A 16,090-nucleotide genomic window follows, 5' to 3' on the forward strand; every position below is an offset into this window, starting at 1 on the left:
TGACGTTTGATCTAATTTGAGGTCAGGTCTCCTGCAAAGGACGGATCTCCGTTAAAGGCGGTCTTCCGCGACGATGAGCGCACGTGTCTCGTCGTCGGCCCCGATGAGAAGGCATATCGGTCCGGTGCGGCCGAGGTTCGGGGGCGGCAGAGAGGTGATCCTGTGATTGCGCGCACGCGGGTGGGAACGGCCCTGATGGTCGCGGTGTTGGTCGCCGTGATCGGCGCGTCCGGGCCGTTGACCACGGCGGATGGGGTGGCGGCGACATGGCCCCAGACCCCGCAGGTCGATCCGCCCCCGCTGCCCGCCGATCCCAGGACGCCGCAGGAAGAGCTGGACAGGCTCGGGATCAGCGGTTACGCGGATCGGATGAGCGTCCGGCCCGGGGAGTCCGTGACGTTCAGGGTGAGCACCAAGAGCCCGGCGTTCCGGGCGACGATGGTGCGGGTGGTGCACGGTGACGCCGATCCACGCGGGCCCGGGATCAAAGAACAGGTCGTCGAGTCCGACGTCAACAAGCAGTACCCGGGCCGGTATCAGACGTTGCCGCTGGGGTCGTACGTGACCGTCCCCGACGATGGTGACCTGCGGCCGGACGGTGATTTCACCATCGCGGCGTGGATCGCGCCGACGACCGTTCCCGGTTCCAAGCTCAACCCCATCGCCTTTCAGCGGACGCCGGTCGGCACCGGTGCGGTCCAGGGGATCGTGACGAAGTGGTCGGAGGCGGAGCAGACCGGGTACGGCATGGTCGTGGATCGGGACGGCGGGCTGGGCCTTCGGCTGGCCGACCGGTCCGGGCGCGTCCACGCGGTGAGCACCGGGGTGAAGATGCAGCCGTGGGCCCCGGCGCTGCGTGGGGTCGAACCCCGTGGGGTGGTTCGGCCGCAGCACGTGAACTCCTCCGGCTGGTACTTCGCCGCGGTCTCCTACGACGCGGAGTCCGGCAAGGTGCGCTTGTACCAGCAGCCGCTGTCCGGGCATCCCAACACGTCCGAGGCCGTCGTCACCCGGACGATCGGGGCCCGCGGGTTGAAGAACGCGACCGTCCCGTTGCTGATGGCCGCCTACCAGGGCGCCGGCGACCGTCCGGCCGGGTTCTACAACGGCAAGATCGATGCTCCGAGGGTGTACGACCGGGCCCTGGACGACCGGGAGATCCGCGCCCTGCGACGCGGCGGACCGGCCGGTGGGGCGGTGGCGTCCTTCGACTTCTCCAGAAATATGGACACCGACCGCATCGTGGACACCTCGGGCAACGGACTGCACGGGCGGGCGGTCAACCTGCCGGTCCGGGCCGTCACCGGCCACAACTGGCAGGCCGACGAGCAGGACTTCAAACGGGCGCGCGAGCAGTACGGCGCCATGTACTTCCACGATGACGACCTGGGCGACGCCGCCTGGAAGCCCAGTTTCTCCTGGCGGGTGCCCGACGACGCCCGCAGTGGCGTGTACGCGGCCAAACTCGAGGCGGACGGACGCGTCTATCACGCCACCTTCGTGGTGCGTCCGAAGAAACCCGTCTCGAAGGTCGCACTGCTGGTGCCGACGTTCAGCTACCTGGCCTACGGCGTGACGGGGCCCTTCGTGAACGGGCTGAGCCAGTACTCGCAGCACAGCGACGGCAGCGGAGTGGTCTACTCGTCGAGCCTACGTCCGATCATCAACATGCGTCCGTACACCACCGGGCCCAAGGGCGAGGGCAGGCCGTGGCAGTTCGAGGCCGACACCCACATCTTCGACTGGCTGGAGTCCACCGGCCGCAACGTCGACTACATCACCGACCACGACCTGCACCGGGAGGGCGGGAAGCTGCTGGACGACTACAAGGTCGTCATCACGGGCAGCCATCCGGAGTACACCTCGGAGCCCATGCTCGACGCTCTCCAGGGCTGGCTGAACGGCGGCGGTCGCCTCATGTACCTGGGCGGGAACGGCTTCTACTGGGTCACGCCGCTCGATCGCACCGGTACCTACACAGAGGTGCGCCGCCACGACGGTACCGAGGCATGGCAGGGCGCCCCCGGCGAGCACTACCACAGCACCACCGGCGAGTACGGCGGCCTGTGGCGGTTCCGTGGACGGCCCCCGCAGCAACTGGTCGGCGTCGGGTTCACCGCTCAGGGGTTCGGGTCCCGGCTGGGCACCGGCATGTACAGCCGTCCTGTCGTCCGCTCGCCCGAGAGCCACGACCCTAAGGCCGCGTGGGTCTTCGACGGCGTCAAGTCCACCGGTCCCATCGGCGACTTCGAGTCCCTGCAGAGTCCGGGCGGTCCCATGGGAGAGGAACTCGATCGTGCCGACTACGCCCTCGGGTCCGCCGACAACACGATCGTCCTGGGGACGGGCAGCGGCTTCGGTGACGAGTATCTGTTCGTGAAAGAGGAGAACAACACCGCCAACCTCATGGAAGGCGGCACCGTCAACTGGCTCGTCCGCGGCGACGTCGCGCTGACCCACTACCCCCGAGGAGGCGCGGTCTTCTCGGCCAGTTCCATCTCCTGGGCCGGAAGCCTGTTCTTCAACAAGTACGACAACGACATCGCCACCATCACCGAGAACGTCCTGGACGCCTTCACCGCCGACGGGCCGCTCCCCGGCACCGGCTGACCGGATCCCCGTCCGTCCGTCGCCGACCTCGGAGGCCATGTGTACGTATCGGTACGCGGCGTACCGCAAGGTGGGAGATCGACGACCCGGGTGCCCCGGGTCGTCGTCGTCCTCGGCCTGGTGAGCCTGATCACCGACGTGTCCACCGAGATGGTGACGGCCGTCCTGCCGCTGTTCGCGACCCTCGCCCTGGGCCTCACTCCGCTGGCGTACGGTCTGCTGGACGGTCTCCACCAGGGCGCGACCGTCCTGGTACGGCTGCTCGGCGGCTTCTTCGCGGACCGGCTGCGACGTCCCAAGCTCGTGGCGGGCACGGGGTACGCCCTCGGGGCCGCCGCCAAGCTGATGCTGTTCCCCGCCGGGGGCCCGGCCGCCCTGTCGGCGGCGGTGGCGGTGGACCGTGCGGGCAAGGGCCTGCGGACCGCGCCACGCGACCTGCTCATCGCCACGGCGGCTCCGCGGGATCGGCTCGGCGGATGCTTCGGCGTGCACCGGGCCCTGGACGCGACCGGTGCGCTGCTCGGCCCCGTCGTCGCGTTCGGACTGCTCGCGCTCGCACCGGGCGACTTCGACATGGTCTTCGTCGTGTCGTTCTGCGTCGCCGTTCTCGGTGTGCTGCTGTTCGTCCACCGCGTCCCGGAGCACCGTGCGGAACGTCCGGCCGGGCCCGGCGGCTCGCGACCGATCTCGGTTCGCGACATCGCGTCCCTCATGCGAATCGGCGGGTTCCGGCGGTTGCTGTGCGCCGCGGCCCTGTTGTCGGCGACGACGATCGGCGACACCTTTCTCTACCTCGTCCTGCTGCGCAACGAGGCGGTCACGACCCGCTGGTTCCCCCTGTTGTTCGTCGGCACGAGCCTGGTCTATCTTTCCCTGGCCGTGCCGCTCGGCCGCATCTCCGACCGCTGTGGCAGGAACCGCGTCTTCACCATCGGATACGGGTTGCTGCTGTGCGCGTATCTCACGGCGATGCTCATCGACGGGACGACGGGGGCCGCGCTCACCCTGGTGTTCCTCGGCGCCTACTACGCGGCGACCGAGGGCGTGCTTTCCGCTGCCGCCGCGCCGCTGCCGCCCGCCGAACTGAGAGCGACCGGGATCTCCGTCGTCCAGGCGGCGGTGGCGGGTGGACGAGCCCTCGGCGCGGTGACGTTCGGCGCGATCTGGACGGCCGCCGAGAGCGACACCGCCGTGCTGGCCTTCGCCGCCGCGCTCACGGTCGCCCTGCTCGCGGCCGTACCGATGATCACACGGAAGGAGGCTCGATGATCCGGCACGGCGCCAGAGACGGCAGGATCATGATGGCGATCGCGATCCTGGTGACGGCCGTGGCCGCGGGCTGTGTCGCGTCCTCGGTGCTGCGCGCCCGCGCGACCGGCGGGGACGGCTCGGCGGAGCTGCCCGACGGTCGCCAGATCGTGTTCCGGTCGCTCCGCCCCGGGCCCGCCTTCGGCCACATCGCCGCGGTTCCGGCCGCCGAACCGCGCGGCGAGCGCGTCGTCCTCCCGACCCGCTGCGAACGGACCGCCGCCTCGGCGGCCGGGGGCCTGTGCCTGCGGCAGACGCGCAACCCGGTCCGGCTGTTCACCGCGTCCCTGATGGACGACCGGCTCCGCCCCGGGAAGGAGACGCCGCTCAACGGGATCCCGAGCCGTGCCCGGATCTCCGAGGACGGCCGCTACTACGCCACGACGGCCTTCGTGACGGGACACTCCTACCTGTCGGACGGCTTCTCCACCGAGACCGTCATCGGTCGGATCGGTGGCGACCCGGTCGGCAACATCGAGCAGTTCACCTTCATGCTGAACGGGCAGCCGAACGGGAACGTGGACCGCAACGTGTGGGGTGTGACGTTCGTCCCCGGAGGGCAACGGTTCTTCGCGACCGTCGCCACGCAGAACCGCAGATACCTCGTCGAGGGCGACATCGGACGGCGCACCCTCACCGCTCTGCGCGAGAACGTCGAGTGCCCGTCCCTGTCCCCGAACGGTCAGCGCCTGGTCTACAAGAAGCGGACCGGGTCCAACTCCGACGTCTGGCGTTTCCACACCCTCGACCTGGCGACCGGCGTCGAGGCCCCGCTCGCGGAGACCCGCAGTGTGGACGACCAGGCGGCGTGGCTCGACGACGACCACGTGATGTACGGGGTGCCCAAGGGCGGCGCGGGTGGCCGCAACGCCGACGTGTGGGTCGTTGCGTTGCGCGGCGGCGCTCCCCGCATCCTGATTCCCGACGCCGACTCGCCCACCGTCCGAACCCCGTCCCCGGCCCGCCTGGCGCCCTGAGAATTCGCGTCAGCCGCGGCCGAGGACGCAGAACTCGTTGCCCTCCGGGTCGGCCAGGACCGTCCATGGAACGTCGCCCTGGCCGAGGTCGACGTCGGTGGCGCCCAGGCCCCGCAGCCGGGTCACCTCCGCCTCCTTGCCGTCGATCGGCTGCGGCAACAGATCGATATGGACGCGTTTCCGCGCCGTTCGCGCGTTGGGCGTGCGGCGCAGTTCCAGGTACGGGCCGACACCGTCGGACGAACGCAGCATCGCCCGATCGTCGGTCACCTCGTGCAGAGTGCAGTCCAGCGCCTGGTTCCAGAACTCGGCGAGGGCCCGTGGGGCGTCGCATTCGACCACCACCGCGGCGATCTGCCCGGTGTCCCGGTAGATGTCCCGGGGCTCCAGCACGCGGAACTCGTTGCCTTCCGGGTCGGCCAGGACCGTCCAGGGCACGTCGCCCTGACCCACGTCCAGGGACGTCGCGCCGAGATTCTTCAGCCGCGCGACCAGCTCCGCCTGATGGGCCTCGGAGGTGGTGGCGAGCTCGAGATGGACGCGGTACTTCACCGTCTCCGGGTCCGGGACGGCGACGAAGTCGATGTAGAAGGCGGCGGGATCGGGCCAGGTGAAGCCGGTGGGTTCGACATTGGTCACGCCGGGCGCCTCGCTGGAAACACCCCAGCCGAGCGCTTCCGCCCAAAACCGGCCGAGCGCCTCGTCGTCCCGAGCCTTGTAGTTCACCTGAACGAATCGCAGTGACATGCCGACGATCATAGGCCCGCCCACCCGAGAACCCACGCCCGCCAAAACGGTGTAGCGAAAAGCATGGTTCTGGACGACTGTTCTTTGCGGCGATTTAAGAACGTTTCTCGCTCTGTACGGGCACCGGTGGGATATCGGCCAGGCAGGAGGTGTCGCCGACTCGGAGGTTCCGGACGAATGCGCTCTCGATGCCCGCCACGCGACCGCTCGGCTCCTTTTCCGGCACGTGACCCACGTTGGGCACCTCCACGACGGTGGCGCGACGGAACTGGCGTGCGGCCAGCCGACCGTCCTCCGTGGGCGTGTTCGTGTCCAGGTCGCCGGACACCACCAGCACCGGCACATCGGGAAAGGGACCGCCGGTCGGCTCGATCGGACCGTGCCGGTCGGGCCATCGGATGCAGGCGTTGCCGATATCGAGAGAGACACCGGTCCACGCACGTGCCCCCGCGCCGGATAACCAACTACATCCTCCGCAAAACCCTGCGTCCGGGCCAAGGCCGCGGGTCGAATTCGTGAGCATCGGAGTTGTTGAAGTGCTCAATTCGAAGGTCATCTGCTCCTGCTTCTTTCTGAAGTGTTACTAAAGGACTGCTTGGGTGAACGAGGATTGTGGGAATTCATTGCGTGAGGGGTGGTTGATAAGGGCACAATGACGTTGGTGTAGGCGTCCGAGTGGCGTTTGGTCGACGTGTATCCGCAGGTGAGAGGGCTGATTTTGGAGTCCCTGGTAGCGACCGTCCTTGCGGATATCACGCTGGTGTTCGTGTTTTCGTCCCTGCTTGCGGCGGGGGCGCAGCGGTTGCAGCAACCGGCTGTCGTCGGGCAGATACTCGCCGGTGTGCTGTTGGGGCCGACCGTGCTCGGGCGGCTGTCAGGGGACCTGTCCAACTATCTGTTTCCCGAGCATGTGCTCTCGTATCTCGCCGTGCTGGCGCAGGTGGCCATCGTCATTTTCATGTTCTCCGTCGGCTACGAGATCGAGTTCGGGGCGCTGCGGGGGCACGGCAGGACCGTGCCGGTGTTGGCGGTCGGGGCGCTGCTGGTGCCGATGAGCCTCGGCATGCTCGCTGTGCTGATCTTGGAGCCGTCCTTCGCGGCCATCGGCGAGGAGTCTCAGGGGCGGTCGTTCGTGCTGTTCATGGGGGTGGCGACGTCCATCACGGCGTTGCCCGTCCTCGCCGCGATCGTGCGCGAGCGCAACCTGGCCGGGACCGTCACCGGGACCGTGGCGATGGGCGCGGCGGCGATCATGGACGTGTTGGCATGGCTGACGCTGGCCGCGGCGCTGATCGGCACGGGCCATTCGGGCGGGCTGTCCCTGCCGGTCAAGCTGCTGCTGATCGCGGCCTTCCTGGCCGTCATGTTGGGCGTGGTGCGTCCCCTGCTGGCCTGGTGGAGCGGGCGCAGTGAGGCGATCGTGCGCAACCAGCTGCCGGTCGCGTTCGCGCTCGCCATGGGCACCGCGTGGGCCACCGCGAAACTCGGCCTGCATCCGGTGTTCGGCGGCCTGCTGGCGGGCGTCGTCATGCGCGGGAGGGGCGGCAGGCCTGATCCGGACGTGCTGCGCACCATGGAGCAGGCCGGGAACCTGCTGCTTCCGCTGTTCTTCGTCACCACCGGTTTCTCGTTGACCATCGACGCGGTGCACGGGCACGGGGTCGTTCTGCTCGTGGTGATCACAGTGATCGCCTGTGCGGGCAAGTTCGGGCCCGCCTACTCGATTTCGAGGCTGAGCGGTCTTGATCCCCGCCGGTCGGCCACCGTCGCCACCCTGGTGAACACCAGAGGGCTCACCGAGCTGGTCGCGCTCAATGTCGGGCTGGAGGCCGGAATCATCGGCGAGCAGCTGTTCACCATCCTCGTCCTGATGGCGTTGCTGACGACGCTCATGACCGGGCCGCTGCTCGCGGTGATAAAGCCGCTGAAGGTGGAGCGGCCGGCGCTGCCCGAGCGGCTGACGAGTTCCTGAGCCGGCGCGTCAGCGGTTGTGCCCGCGTTTTCGCGCGGCGCTAAAGGTGGGCAAGCCCGCCTTTAGGGGCGTTGTCCAAGATCGGATGCAGAGAATTCGGATCCGGTGGGAGCAGGCGATGTCGCGAGGCAACGTGAAAAGGGCGGAACCGTGAACGTCGGTGAACCGGCGACCGTCGGTGGAGGCCGGACGAGGCTTCCGGCCGAATTCGGCGATTGGTGGGCGGAACGGCGGGCGGCGCACCGGTTCGAGGTGACGGGCATTCCGTTCGAGGAGCTCGACGGCTGGCGTTTCGAGCCCGGCGGCAATCTCGTCCACGAGAGCGGACGGTTCTTCACGGTCGAAGGGCTGCGGGTCCGGGGCGAGGACGGGTCGGGCTGGGACCAGCCGATCCTGCACCAGCCCGAGATCGGCATCCTCGGTCTCCTGGTCAAGGACGTCTGCGGGGTCCCGCACTGCCTGATGCAGGCGAAGATGGAGCCGGGGAACGTCAACGGGTTGCAGCTTTCGCCGACCGTCCAGGCGACGCGCAGCAACTACACCCGGGTGCACGGCGGCGGCCGGACCCGGTATCTGGAGCATTTCTGGGGGCCGCGGCGCGGGCGGGTGCTCGTCGACGTGCTCCAGTCCGAGCAGGGCGCCTGGTTCTGGCAGAAGCACAACCGGAACATGATCGTCGAGGTGGACGGTGACGTTCCGGAGCATCCGGACTTCCGCTGGCTGCCGCTGCCCGAGGTGCTGCGGCTGCTGAGCGTCGAAGACCTGGTCAACATGGACAGCCGCACGGTTCTCGGCTGCCTGCCCAGGGACCTGCTGCCGGCGTGGTCGCTCGCGCGGGCGGACCTGGGGTCCGTGGACGCGTTCGGTGCGGCGCTGCGGCGTTCCTATGGCGCGGCGGGGCGCCCGCTGTCCGCCGTGACGTCCCAGCGTGAGCTGGAGACCTGGCTGCTGGACGCGAAGTCGCGCGGCCGTTGGGAGACCCGTCTCATCCCGCTGTCGGAGGCGTCCGGCTGTGACCGCGACCGGGACGCGATCACGGTCGGCGACGTCCCGTTCCGCATCATCGCGGTCCGGGTCCGGGCCGGTAGCCGCGAGGTCACCCAGTGGTCGCAGCCGATGCTCGAACCGCACGAGCAGCGGCGGGCGGCGTTCCTGGCCCGGTCCACCCGGGGCATCCTGCACCTGCTCGTCCAGGCGCGCTTCGAACCGGGGCTGCTGGCGAAGGTGGAGCTCGCGCCCACGGTCCTGCTTCCGTCACCGGACGCCCTCGCCGGTCCCGCGCCGTTCCTCCACCAGGTCGTCTCGGCGGACCCCGCGCGCATCCGTTTCGACGCGAGCCTGTCGGAGGAGGGCGGGCGCTTCTACCACGCGCGGACCCGCTACCAGGTGATCGAGGTCGGTGAGGACTTCCCCCTGGAGGTTCCGGAGAGCCACGCGTGGATGACCGTCCACCAGCTCATGGAGCTGGTCCGGCACGGGCAGTACCTCAACGTCGAGGCCCGGACCCTGCTCGCCTGCCTGCACGGCCTGACCTGAACGAACCGCCGGACGACATGCCCGTCGCAGGGGTATTCTTGGCGCGCCCTGCCCCTCCAGGCCGCCGTTCCATGCTTCCCGCACCCGAGGGTGACCCATCTCACGCGGTGCCGCGGCGCCGGTGGACGCCCTCTTCTGGGGGACCCCGTGTCCGTTCTAGGGGGGCGAGACCCCGGCATGTGACCGCCACGTGACCGCGCCGTGGTCGGCCACATCGCGGGTCTGGCCGGTGACCGGTTCGCAGCACCCCGGTGACCTCGGCCCGTCAGGTGCCGCCGACCCCTACGGCACCGGCCGGAACCCCTAGCGCCCCGGGTCTCTAGGGGTCCGCTTGGCCCACGGTTACGGGTAGCTAATCGCCGCGCCGGGACTCCATTATCGATTCCGGAGCCACCCCCCGCCGAAGAACGCGACGAGTTCGCCCGGTCGGGGCGGCGTCCACATGTCAGGGAATTCTCTCGACGCGGGAGGTCATGTCATGGACGGCCCCAGCGATTCCGTCACCCACGATGCCGCCGTGGACATTCTGTTGACCGGCGGTCCGGCGGACATTCCGGAGACCGTGCGCATGCGGCGGGAGGTCATCACCGACCGCAAGATCAAGATCAGGCATCGGGCCGGTTACGAGCATTTCGAGAAGTCCGACACCGAATCCCGGGACGGCGACCCGGGGCCGGTGGTCTTCCGCTGGATCATGCGCACCAGCATCGCCGAATAGCACACCGAACGGGGACCGACTCAGTGCTTACAGGGGGACGAAGAGTGTGTGTGCGGAAAACAATCCTCGGACGAATGTCGGAGGGAGCGTGATGGCGCGGACCATCAGCGAGGAAGCCAAGTGGATCCGGAACTTCCACGCCTGCCCGGGAACGAGCGTACGGCTGTTCTGCTTCCCGCACGCGGGCGGATCGGCGACCCGCTACTTTCCGTTGTCGCGGTCGCTGGCTCCCGAGATCGAAGTGTCGTCCGTGCAGTACCCGGGCCGCCAGGACAGGCGCACGGAACCGTATCTCGACAACATTCCCGAGCTGGCGGACCGCCTCTTCGAGGTGCTGCGCGGCGCGGTCGACCGGCCGTTCGCCATGTTCGGCCACAGCATGGGCGCCGTGCTCGCGTTCGAGGTGACGCGGCGGCTTGAGGACGCCGGCGCCCCCGGGCCGCTGCGCCTGTTCGTCTCGGGCCGGCGGGCCCCGTCCCGGCACCGTCCGGGGACCGTCCACCAGCGTGACGACGCGGGGATCGTCGCGGCGCTTCGCGAGGTCGGCGGGACCGATCCGAGGCTGCTGGAGGACGAGGAGATGCTCGCCACCGTGGTGAGCGTGACCCGTAACGACTACAAGGCGGCGGAGACCTACCGCTGGTCACCGGGGCCGCCGCTGTCCTGCCCGGTCACCGCGCTGGTGGGGTCCGACGACCCGCAGACCACCGTCGACGAGGCGGCGGCCTGGAAGGAGCACACGACCGGGGAGTTCGACCTCCAGACCATGCCGGGGGGTCATTTCTACCTCGACGAGCGCCACGCGGACGTCGTCGACGCGATCCGCGCCGGTGTCCGTGCGGTGGCCGGGGTTCGTTCGACAGATGGGGGCGTTTCGTGAGGTACGAGGTTCTGGGGCCGCTGCGCGTGAACGACGGCGGGGAGTTCTCGTTCATCAGCGCGCGGAAGATCGAGACCGTGCTGGCGGTGCTGCTCATCCGGGCCGACCAGGTCGTGGCGCCGGAGGAGTTGATGGCCGAGATCTGGGCCGACCGGCCGCCGCGCCGGGCCACCGCGGGCCTGCACGTCTACATCTCCCAGCTCCGCAAGTTCCTGCAGCGGCCGGACCAGGACGGGAACCGGATCGTCACCCGGCCCGCGGGCTACCTGCTGAACAAGGGCGGCGACGACATCGACTTCCACGATCTTCTGCGGCTCGCCGACCAGGGCCGGGCCGCGCTGCGGGAGGGACGGCGCGAGGACGCGGAGGTCCTTCTGGAGGAGGCGCTGGGGCTCTGGCACGGCCCCGTCCTCGGTGACCTGCGGGGCGGTTCGGGCGACGTCCGCTGCGGGCCGATCGTCGAGGGCTTCACGACGTGGATGGCGGAACTGCGGCTGGAATGCCTCGAACTGCTCGCCGAGGCCCAGTTGGAGATGGGCAGGCATCGTGAGCTGGTCGGACGGCTCTACTCGCTCACCGCGGAGAACCCGCTCCGCGAGTCGTTCTACCGCCAGCTCATGCTGGCGCTCTACCGGTCGGAGCGGCAGGCGGACGCGTTGAAGGTCTACCACTCGGCCCGTGACACGCTCCGGGACGAACTCGGCCTGGAGCCGTGCCGGGCGCTGCGCGAACTGCAGCAGGCGATCCTGGTCGACGACCGGGAACTCGATCTGCTGGCGGTGTCGTCCGCGTCGTGAGGGTGCCGCGAGGGACGGGCGCCGCGGCGCCCGTCCCTCGCGGCCTCATTGCCCGTCCCCCTGCGCGGCGAGGCGGTCGGATCGGCTCCGACCCTCCTCCTCCTGCGCCGCCTGGGGGGCCCGTCCATCGGCGGGGGCATCCGGGACGGGTCGCGGGCCGTCGAAGGACACTCGTGGCAGCACCCGCTCCAGCCGGCGCGGGATCCACCAGTTGGCCCGGCCGAGCAGGTGCATGATGGACGGCACGAGCATCGTCCTGAGCACGAACGCGTCGAGCGCGATGCCGGCGGCGAGACCGAATCCGACCTCGGCCAGGACCCGCTGTCCCGACAGCACGAACGCGCCGAAGACGCAGATCATGATGGTCGCCGCCGCGGTGATCACCCGGCTGGTGTCGGTCTGGCCGACGATCACCGAGCGCCGGTTGTCGCCGGTGCGCTCCCATTCCTCGTGCACGCGGCTGACGAGGAACACCTGGTAGTCCATGGAGAGCCCGAACAGGATCGCCAGCATGAACACCGGCTGGAACGCCTCGATCGGGCCCTGGCCGAGGTCGAGTAGGTTCTCGCCCCAGCCCCACTGGAAGACCGGGACGATCACCCCGAAGGTGGTGCCGGCGGCGAGCAGGTTCATCGCGGCCGCGGCGACCGGGACCAGCACGCTGCGGAAGGCGACGAGCAGCAGCAGCCCGCCGAGCACCACGATGACCGCGACGAACAGCGGCAGCTTCGCGCTCAGGCTGGCGGAGAAGTCGTCGGTCAGCGCCGTGGAGCCGCCGACCAGGACCTGGGTCCGTCCGCCGCGTTCCGCCGCCGGGACGACGTCCTCGCGGAGCCGCTCGATCAGGTCGGACGTCGCCTCGTCCTGCGGTGACCCGGTGGGGACGACCTGGACGACGCCGACGGAACCGTCCGGGCTCAGCGTGACCGGGCTCGCCGCCGCGACCCCCTCGACGCCGCGGACCTGGGTGCTCAGCCGTTCCAGCACGGCCTTGTCCGCGGGGGAGCGGACCTCGGCGACCAGCTGGAGCGGGCCGCTGAACCCGGGGCCGAAGGCGTCCGCGAGGAGTTCGTAGGCCTTCCGGCTCGTGCTGGACTCCGGCTGGGTGCTCTGGTCGGAGAAGCCGAGGCGGAGCGAGAACACCGGCAGGACCAGGACGACCATGACGACGGTCGCGGTACCGGCCAGGACCGCGGGATGGCGGGCGCCGAACTCCGCCCACCGCGCCCACACCCCGGTGCGGGGCTCGTGCCCGCTCTCCGGTCGCCGGGGGCCGTCGGCCGCGAGCCGGCGCCGCTGGCGGCGGCTGAGGACCCGCGTGCCGAACAGTCCGAGCATCGCCGGCAGCAGGGTGACGGCGGCGATGACGGTGAACAGCACGATGATCGACGAGGCGACGGCCATGCCGGTGAGGAACGACATGTTCAGCACCAGCAGCCCCATCAGGGCGATGCAGACCGTCCCGCCGGCGAAGACCACGGCCCGGCCCGCGGTGCCGAGCGCGGACACCGCCGCCTCCTCCGTGCCGAGGCCCCCCTGGAGCCCGGCGCGGTAGCGGGTCACGATGAACAGCGCGTAGTCGATGCCGACGCCGAGGCCGATGAGGGTGCCGAGGGCCGGGACGAACGTCGCGATGTCGAGGGCGTGGCTGGCCAGGCCGATCGTCATCAGCGCCGAGCCCAGCGCCAGGAGCGCGATCGCGATCGGCAGCAGCATCGCGAGCATCGACCCGAACGCCAGCAGGAGGATCACCACCGCGGCCAGCAGCCCGACCAGCTCGCTGACGTTCCCGCCGCGCTCCTCGGCCTGCACCAGGGACACCGCCGGGCTGCTGATCTCCACCGTCAGCCCCGTGGTGCGCGCCCCCTCGACGGTGCCGAGCAGGTCCTTCACGGTGTCGCGGGACAGCTTGTCGCCCTGGACGTCGAAGTTCACCGTCGCGAAGGCGGTGCGGCCGTCCTCGCTCGTCTGGCCGGCGCCCGCGGGGACGTAGGGGCTCGTCACCTCCGCCACGTGATCGAGTTTCTTGATCTCGTTGAGCGCGTTCGTCATGCGCGCCTTGACGGAAGGGTCGCCGACCGATCCCGAATTCGTCCGCCATACGACGATGTCGGACTCGCCGCTCAGCGCGGGGAACGAATCCTCGAGCAAAGTCAGCGCCTTGGTCGACTCCGAACCGGGAAGGGAGAAGTCGTCCTTGTATTTGCCGCCCGCGGCGGAGGACCCGACGGCCAGGGCGACCAGCGCGGAAAGCCACAGCGCGAACACGATGAACCGGTGCCTGAAACACCAACGTGCGATGCCGGTCATGAGGTCCCTCTGGAATGCGGGTTTCGGTCGAGGTTCGAGAACCGCTCGGCCGGAGGCTCGGGTGACGCGATTACGGTGCCAGCCTAGGCTCGGACGAGCCCGCGAGCACCGTTCTGCGCTGCATTAACACCTAAAGTGGTGGGGCCCCTCCGAAAGATGCTTCTTTCGTAGGTATACCGGCGGACGCGTTTATGGGTTGACAGAGGGCAGGTGGCGTCGCCGCGAGTCCGGCGATTTCGCGTGTTCTGTGTCGCCCGGCCGTGACAACGCGGATTTCCGGCTCTTTCCGGGAGCCGGGAGCCGGGAGCCGGGAGCGGTGACGCGGTGCGGGTCAGGCGTGGGCGGCGCGGGCGCGGGCCGGACGGCTCAGCCGCCGGCGGGCGCGGTGGCCGCGCAGCAGCAGGCCGATCACCGCGCTCTGCGGGGTGCGGACGCCCCGGGCGCGCAGCAGCGACGCGATGCTCCACAACTGGGTCTCGCCGACGTGCAGGGGAGCGCCGTGCACGTCGTCGTACTCCACCACCTCGAGATCGCGGACATGCTCGCGCAGGAACCGCACGTCCCCGGCGGGGATGATCTCGTCGCGCAGGCTCGCCGTGGTGAAGACGGGGATGCGCAGCCCGGCGAGCTGCTCGCCGCTCAGCGCCCACGCGCCGAGATCGTCCTCGATGCGCGCCGCGGGTTCGCCGGTGAGGTGCGCGAGGGTGTCCACGGTGATCCGCGGCAGGGCACGCCGCCAGTCGGGGTCGGTGAAGAACGTGTGGACCGGCGCGCCGGCCGTGATGATGCCCTTGATCCGGTCGTCCTCCGCGGCGCAGTGCAGCGCGAGGTGACCGCTGAAGCTCAGCGCGATCGCGTAGGTCTGGCTGACGTCCGCGCGGCCGCTGACGGCGTCCAGCACCCGGGACAGCATGCGCCGACTGTCCGGCCCGTAGCGCAGCGTGTTCTCGCCGACGCCGGGCAGTTCGGTGACGAGGCCCGCCATGCCCAGCCGCCGCAGCTTGACCAGCGTGGGCGCCCACTGCTCCTTGACGGTGACGATCCCGCCCATGATCACCAGGAGGGGTTTGGGGGACGACGCAGACAGCCCGGTCGCCCAGCAGCGGACCCGGCCGCCGTCCATCTCGACCTCGACGCTTTCCAGGCCGCCGCGTTCGGCCGCCCACTGCCGGATCGACTCGACCGCCCGGTCCTGCGCCTTCTGCCGTGGCGGGCCGTCCACGTACGGGAATCGCGCCATGGCGAAGTACCGGCTGGCCTCCAGGTCGCGGCCACGTCCCGCGAGCAGTTCGGCCGCGCGGCACCATTCGCCCGTCCAGGTGCCGGGCCCGTCGCCCTCGTCGGTGGTGATGCGGCCCAGCAGCGCGCGGTAGCGCGGGATGCGCTGGCCGCGGGCGTGGACCTCCACGTACCGCTTCAGCTCGCCGACGTCGTTCATCGCTCTCCTTCGAGGGCCGGTGCCGGTGCGGCGCCCGGCGAGCCCGCGCCGAACGACTCCAGCGAATCCTTGATCTCCGCCAGTACGTCGGCGGCCTCCGCCCCGTCGATCACGCGGTGGTCGAAGGTGAGGCTGAGCCGCATCACCGGTGCGACGCCGATCTGTCCGTCCCGGCAGACCGGACGGTCGGTGACACGGCCGAGCCCGAGGGTGATGGTCGTGCCGCCCACGGAGTAGAAGCCGTCGACGGGACGGTGCCCGAGCGACGTCACGGCGAACGTCCCCACCGTCTCGGCGCGCTTGCCGAGCGGCCGCACCGCGAGCCGGTAGAGCAGCGTCCCGAGCGGCCAGGGAAGCCGGTGGAACAGCCGCACGGCCGCGAACTCCGGCATGGTCGCGGGGTCACCGGCGCGGAACCGGTCGAGATGCCGCTGCACGTCCGCCAGGTCCCGGCCGGCGAGATCGTCGATGACGGTCGCCAGCACGACCCGCTGCCCGCCCAGCGTCTTGTCCAGCGTGACCTTGCCGTTGACCGTGTCGTAGCGCGCCAGCCGTGGCCGGACGCGCCCGCGCACGGCGGCGTTCGCCTCCGGGTGCACCGCCAGCACCCGCGCGGCGGCGTGCAGCACGCAGGTCACGGTGGAGAGTCGGCCGCCCTCCGCGCGGACCCGTTCCCGGTGCCGCCGGACGGCGGTCATGTCGACCTCGGTGTCGAGGAAGACCGGGGCGATCACGCGGATCTCGTCGAGGAAGCGCAGCGTGTGGCGGCGTTCCCGGGGCACCGGTGCGGTCTTCAC

At 70.0% G+C, this 16,090-nt stretch carries 13 protein-coding genes; 8 read left to right on the plus strand and 5 right to left on the minus strand.

Annotation, left to right across the window (positions count from 1 at the left end):
- The first annotated feature begins 162 nt into the window (after window positions 1-162).
- The 3 genes from BZB76_RS31600 (at window position 163) to BZB76_RS31610 (ending at window position 4,895) form a co-directional block, all read left to right on the plus strand.
- A complete protein-coding gene (locus tag BZB76_RS31600) occupies window positions 163-2,610 on the plus strand; it encodes a N,N-dimethylformamidase beta subunit family domain-containing protein (protein ID WP_147449621.1) in 2,448 nt (815 codons plus the stop codon).
- A 90-nt stretch (window positions 2,611-2,700) separates the two neighbouring features.
- Window positions 2,701-3,879, plus strand: coding sequence for an MFS transporter (locus BZB76_RS31605; protein ID WP_121438102.1), 1,179 nt, complete (start codon window positions 2,701-2,703; stop codon window positions 3,877-3,879).
- Complete coding sequence (locus BZB76_RS31610) at window positions 3,876-4,895, plus strand: TolB family protein (RefSeq protein ID WP_121438103.1); 1,020 nt, start codon at window positions 3,876-3,878, stop codon at window positions 4,893-4,895. Before BZB76_RS31605 ends, BZB76_RS31610 begins: the two co-directional genes overlap by 4 nt.
- 9 nt (window positions 4,896-4,904) lie before the next feature.
- Here BZB76_RS31610 and BZB76_RS31615 read toward each other — a convergent pair whose 3' ends face one another.
- Window positions 4,905-5,642, minus strand: a complete 738-nt coding sequence (locus tag BZB76_RS31615; RefSeq protein ID WP_121438351.1) for a VOC family protein — start codon at window positions 5,640-5,642, stop codon at window positions 4,905-4,907.
- A gap of 94 nt (window positions 5,643-5,736) precedes the next feature.
- Window positions 5,737-6,198, minus strand: coding sequence for an alpha/beta fold hydrolase (locus BZB76_RS31620; RefSeq protein WP_121438104.1), 462 nt, complete (start codon window positions 6,196-6,198; stop codon window positions 5,737-5,739).
- A 210-nt stretch (window positions 6,199-6,408) separates the two neighbouring features.
- On the opposite strand from BZB76_RS31620, the gene BZB76_RS31625 reads away from it, so the two are divergent.
- The 5 genes from BZB76_RS31625 to BZB76_RS31645 all read left to right on the plus strand — a co-directional run bounded on the left by BZB76_RS31625 (window position 6,409) and on the right by BZB76_RS31645 (window position 11,545).
- The gene (locus tag BZB76_RS31625) at window positions 6,409-7,614 is read left to right on the plus strand and encodes a cation:proton antiporter (RefSeq protein ID WP_170180852.1); all 1,206 of its coding nucleotides are present in this window, start codon (window positions 6,409-6,411) and stop codon (window positions 7,612-7,614) included.
- A 150-nt stretch (window positions 7,615-7,764) separates the two neighbouring features.
- Entirely contained in the window at window positions 7,765-9,150 is a 1,386-nt protein-coding gene (locus BZB76_RS31630; RefSeq protein ID WP_211343295.1) for an NDP-hexose 2,3-dehydratase family protein, read from the plus strand.
- 517 nt (window positions 9,151-9,667) lie between these two features.
- Complete coding sequence (locus BZB76_RS31635) at window positions 9,668-9,868, plus strand: DUF5988 family protein (protein WP_211343296.1); 201 nt, start codon at window positions 9,668-9,670, stop codon at window positions 9,866-9,868.
- Window positions 9,869-9,959: 91 nt separating this feature from the next.
- On the plus strand, window positions 9,960-10,748 hold the full coding sequence (locus BZB76_RS31640) for a thioesterase II family protein (RefSeq protein WP_121438108.1): 789 nt from the start codon (window positions 9,960-9,962) through the stop codon (window positions 10,746-10,748).
- Window positions 10,745-11,545 carry an AfsR/SARP family transcriptional regulator gene (locus tag BZB76_RS31645; RefSeq protein WP_121438109.1) on the plus strand — a complete coding sequence of 267 codons (801 nt, stop codon included), beginning with the start codon at window positions 10,745-10,747 and terminating at the stop codon, window positions 11,543-11,545. Before BZB76_RS31640 ends, BZB76_RS31645 begins: the two co-directional genes overlap by 4 nt.
- Before the next feature lie 45 nt (window positions 11,546-11,590).
- Here the strand turns inward: BZB76_RS31645 and BZB76_RS31650 are convergent, their stop codons facing one another.
- From BZB76_RS31650 to BZB76_RS31660, 3 genes are all read right to left on the minus strand, one after another.
- Window positions 11,591-13,855 (minus strand): MMPL family transporter, encoded by a 2,265-nt coding sequence (locus BZB76_RS31650; RefSeq protein ID WP_121438110.1) that lies wholly within the window; start codon window positions 13,853-13,855, stop codon window positions 11,591-11,593.
- A 331-nt stretch (window positions 13,856-14,186) separates the two neighbouring features.
- Window positions 14,187-15,293 (minus strand): alpha/beta hydrolase, encoded by a 1,107-nt coding sequence (locus BZB76_RS31655; protein ID WP_121438111.1) that lies wholly within the window; start codon window positions 15,291-15,293, stop codon window positions 14,187-14,189.
- Window positions 15,290-16,090: a 2-oxo acid dehydrogenase subunit E2 gene (locus tag BZB76_RS31660; RefSeq protein ID WP_121438112.1), complete on the minus strand. Its 801-nt coding sequence runs from the start codon at window positions 16,088-16,090 to the stop codon at window positions 15,290-15,292. Before BZB76_RS31660 ends, BZB76_RS31655 begins: the two co-directional genes overlap by 4 nt.

It is taken from the genome of Actinomadura pelletieri DSM 43383 (assembly GCF_003634705.1).
Classification (GTDB): domain Bacteria; phylum Actinomycetota; class Actinomycetes; order Streptosporangiales; family Streptosporangiaceae; genus Spirillospora; species Spirillospora pelletieri.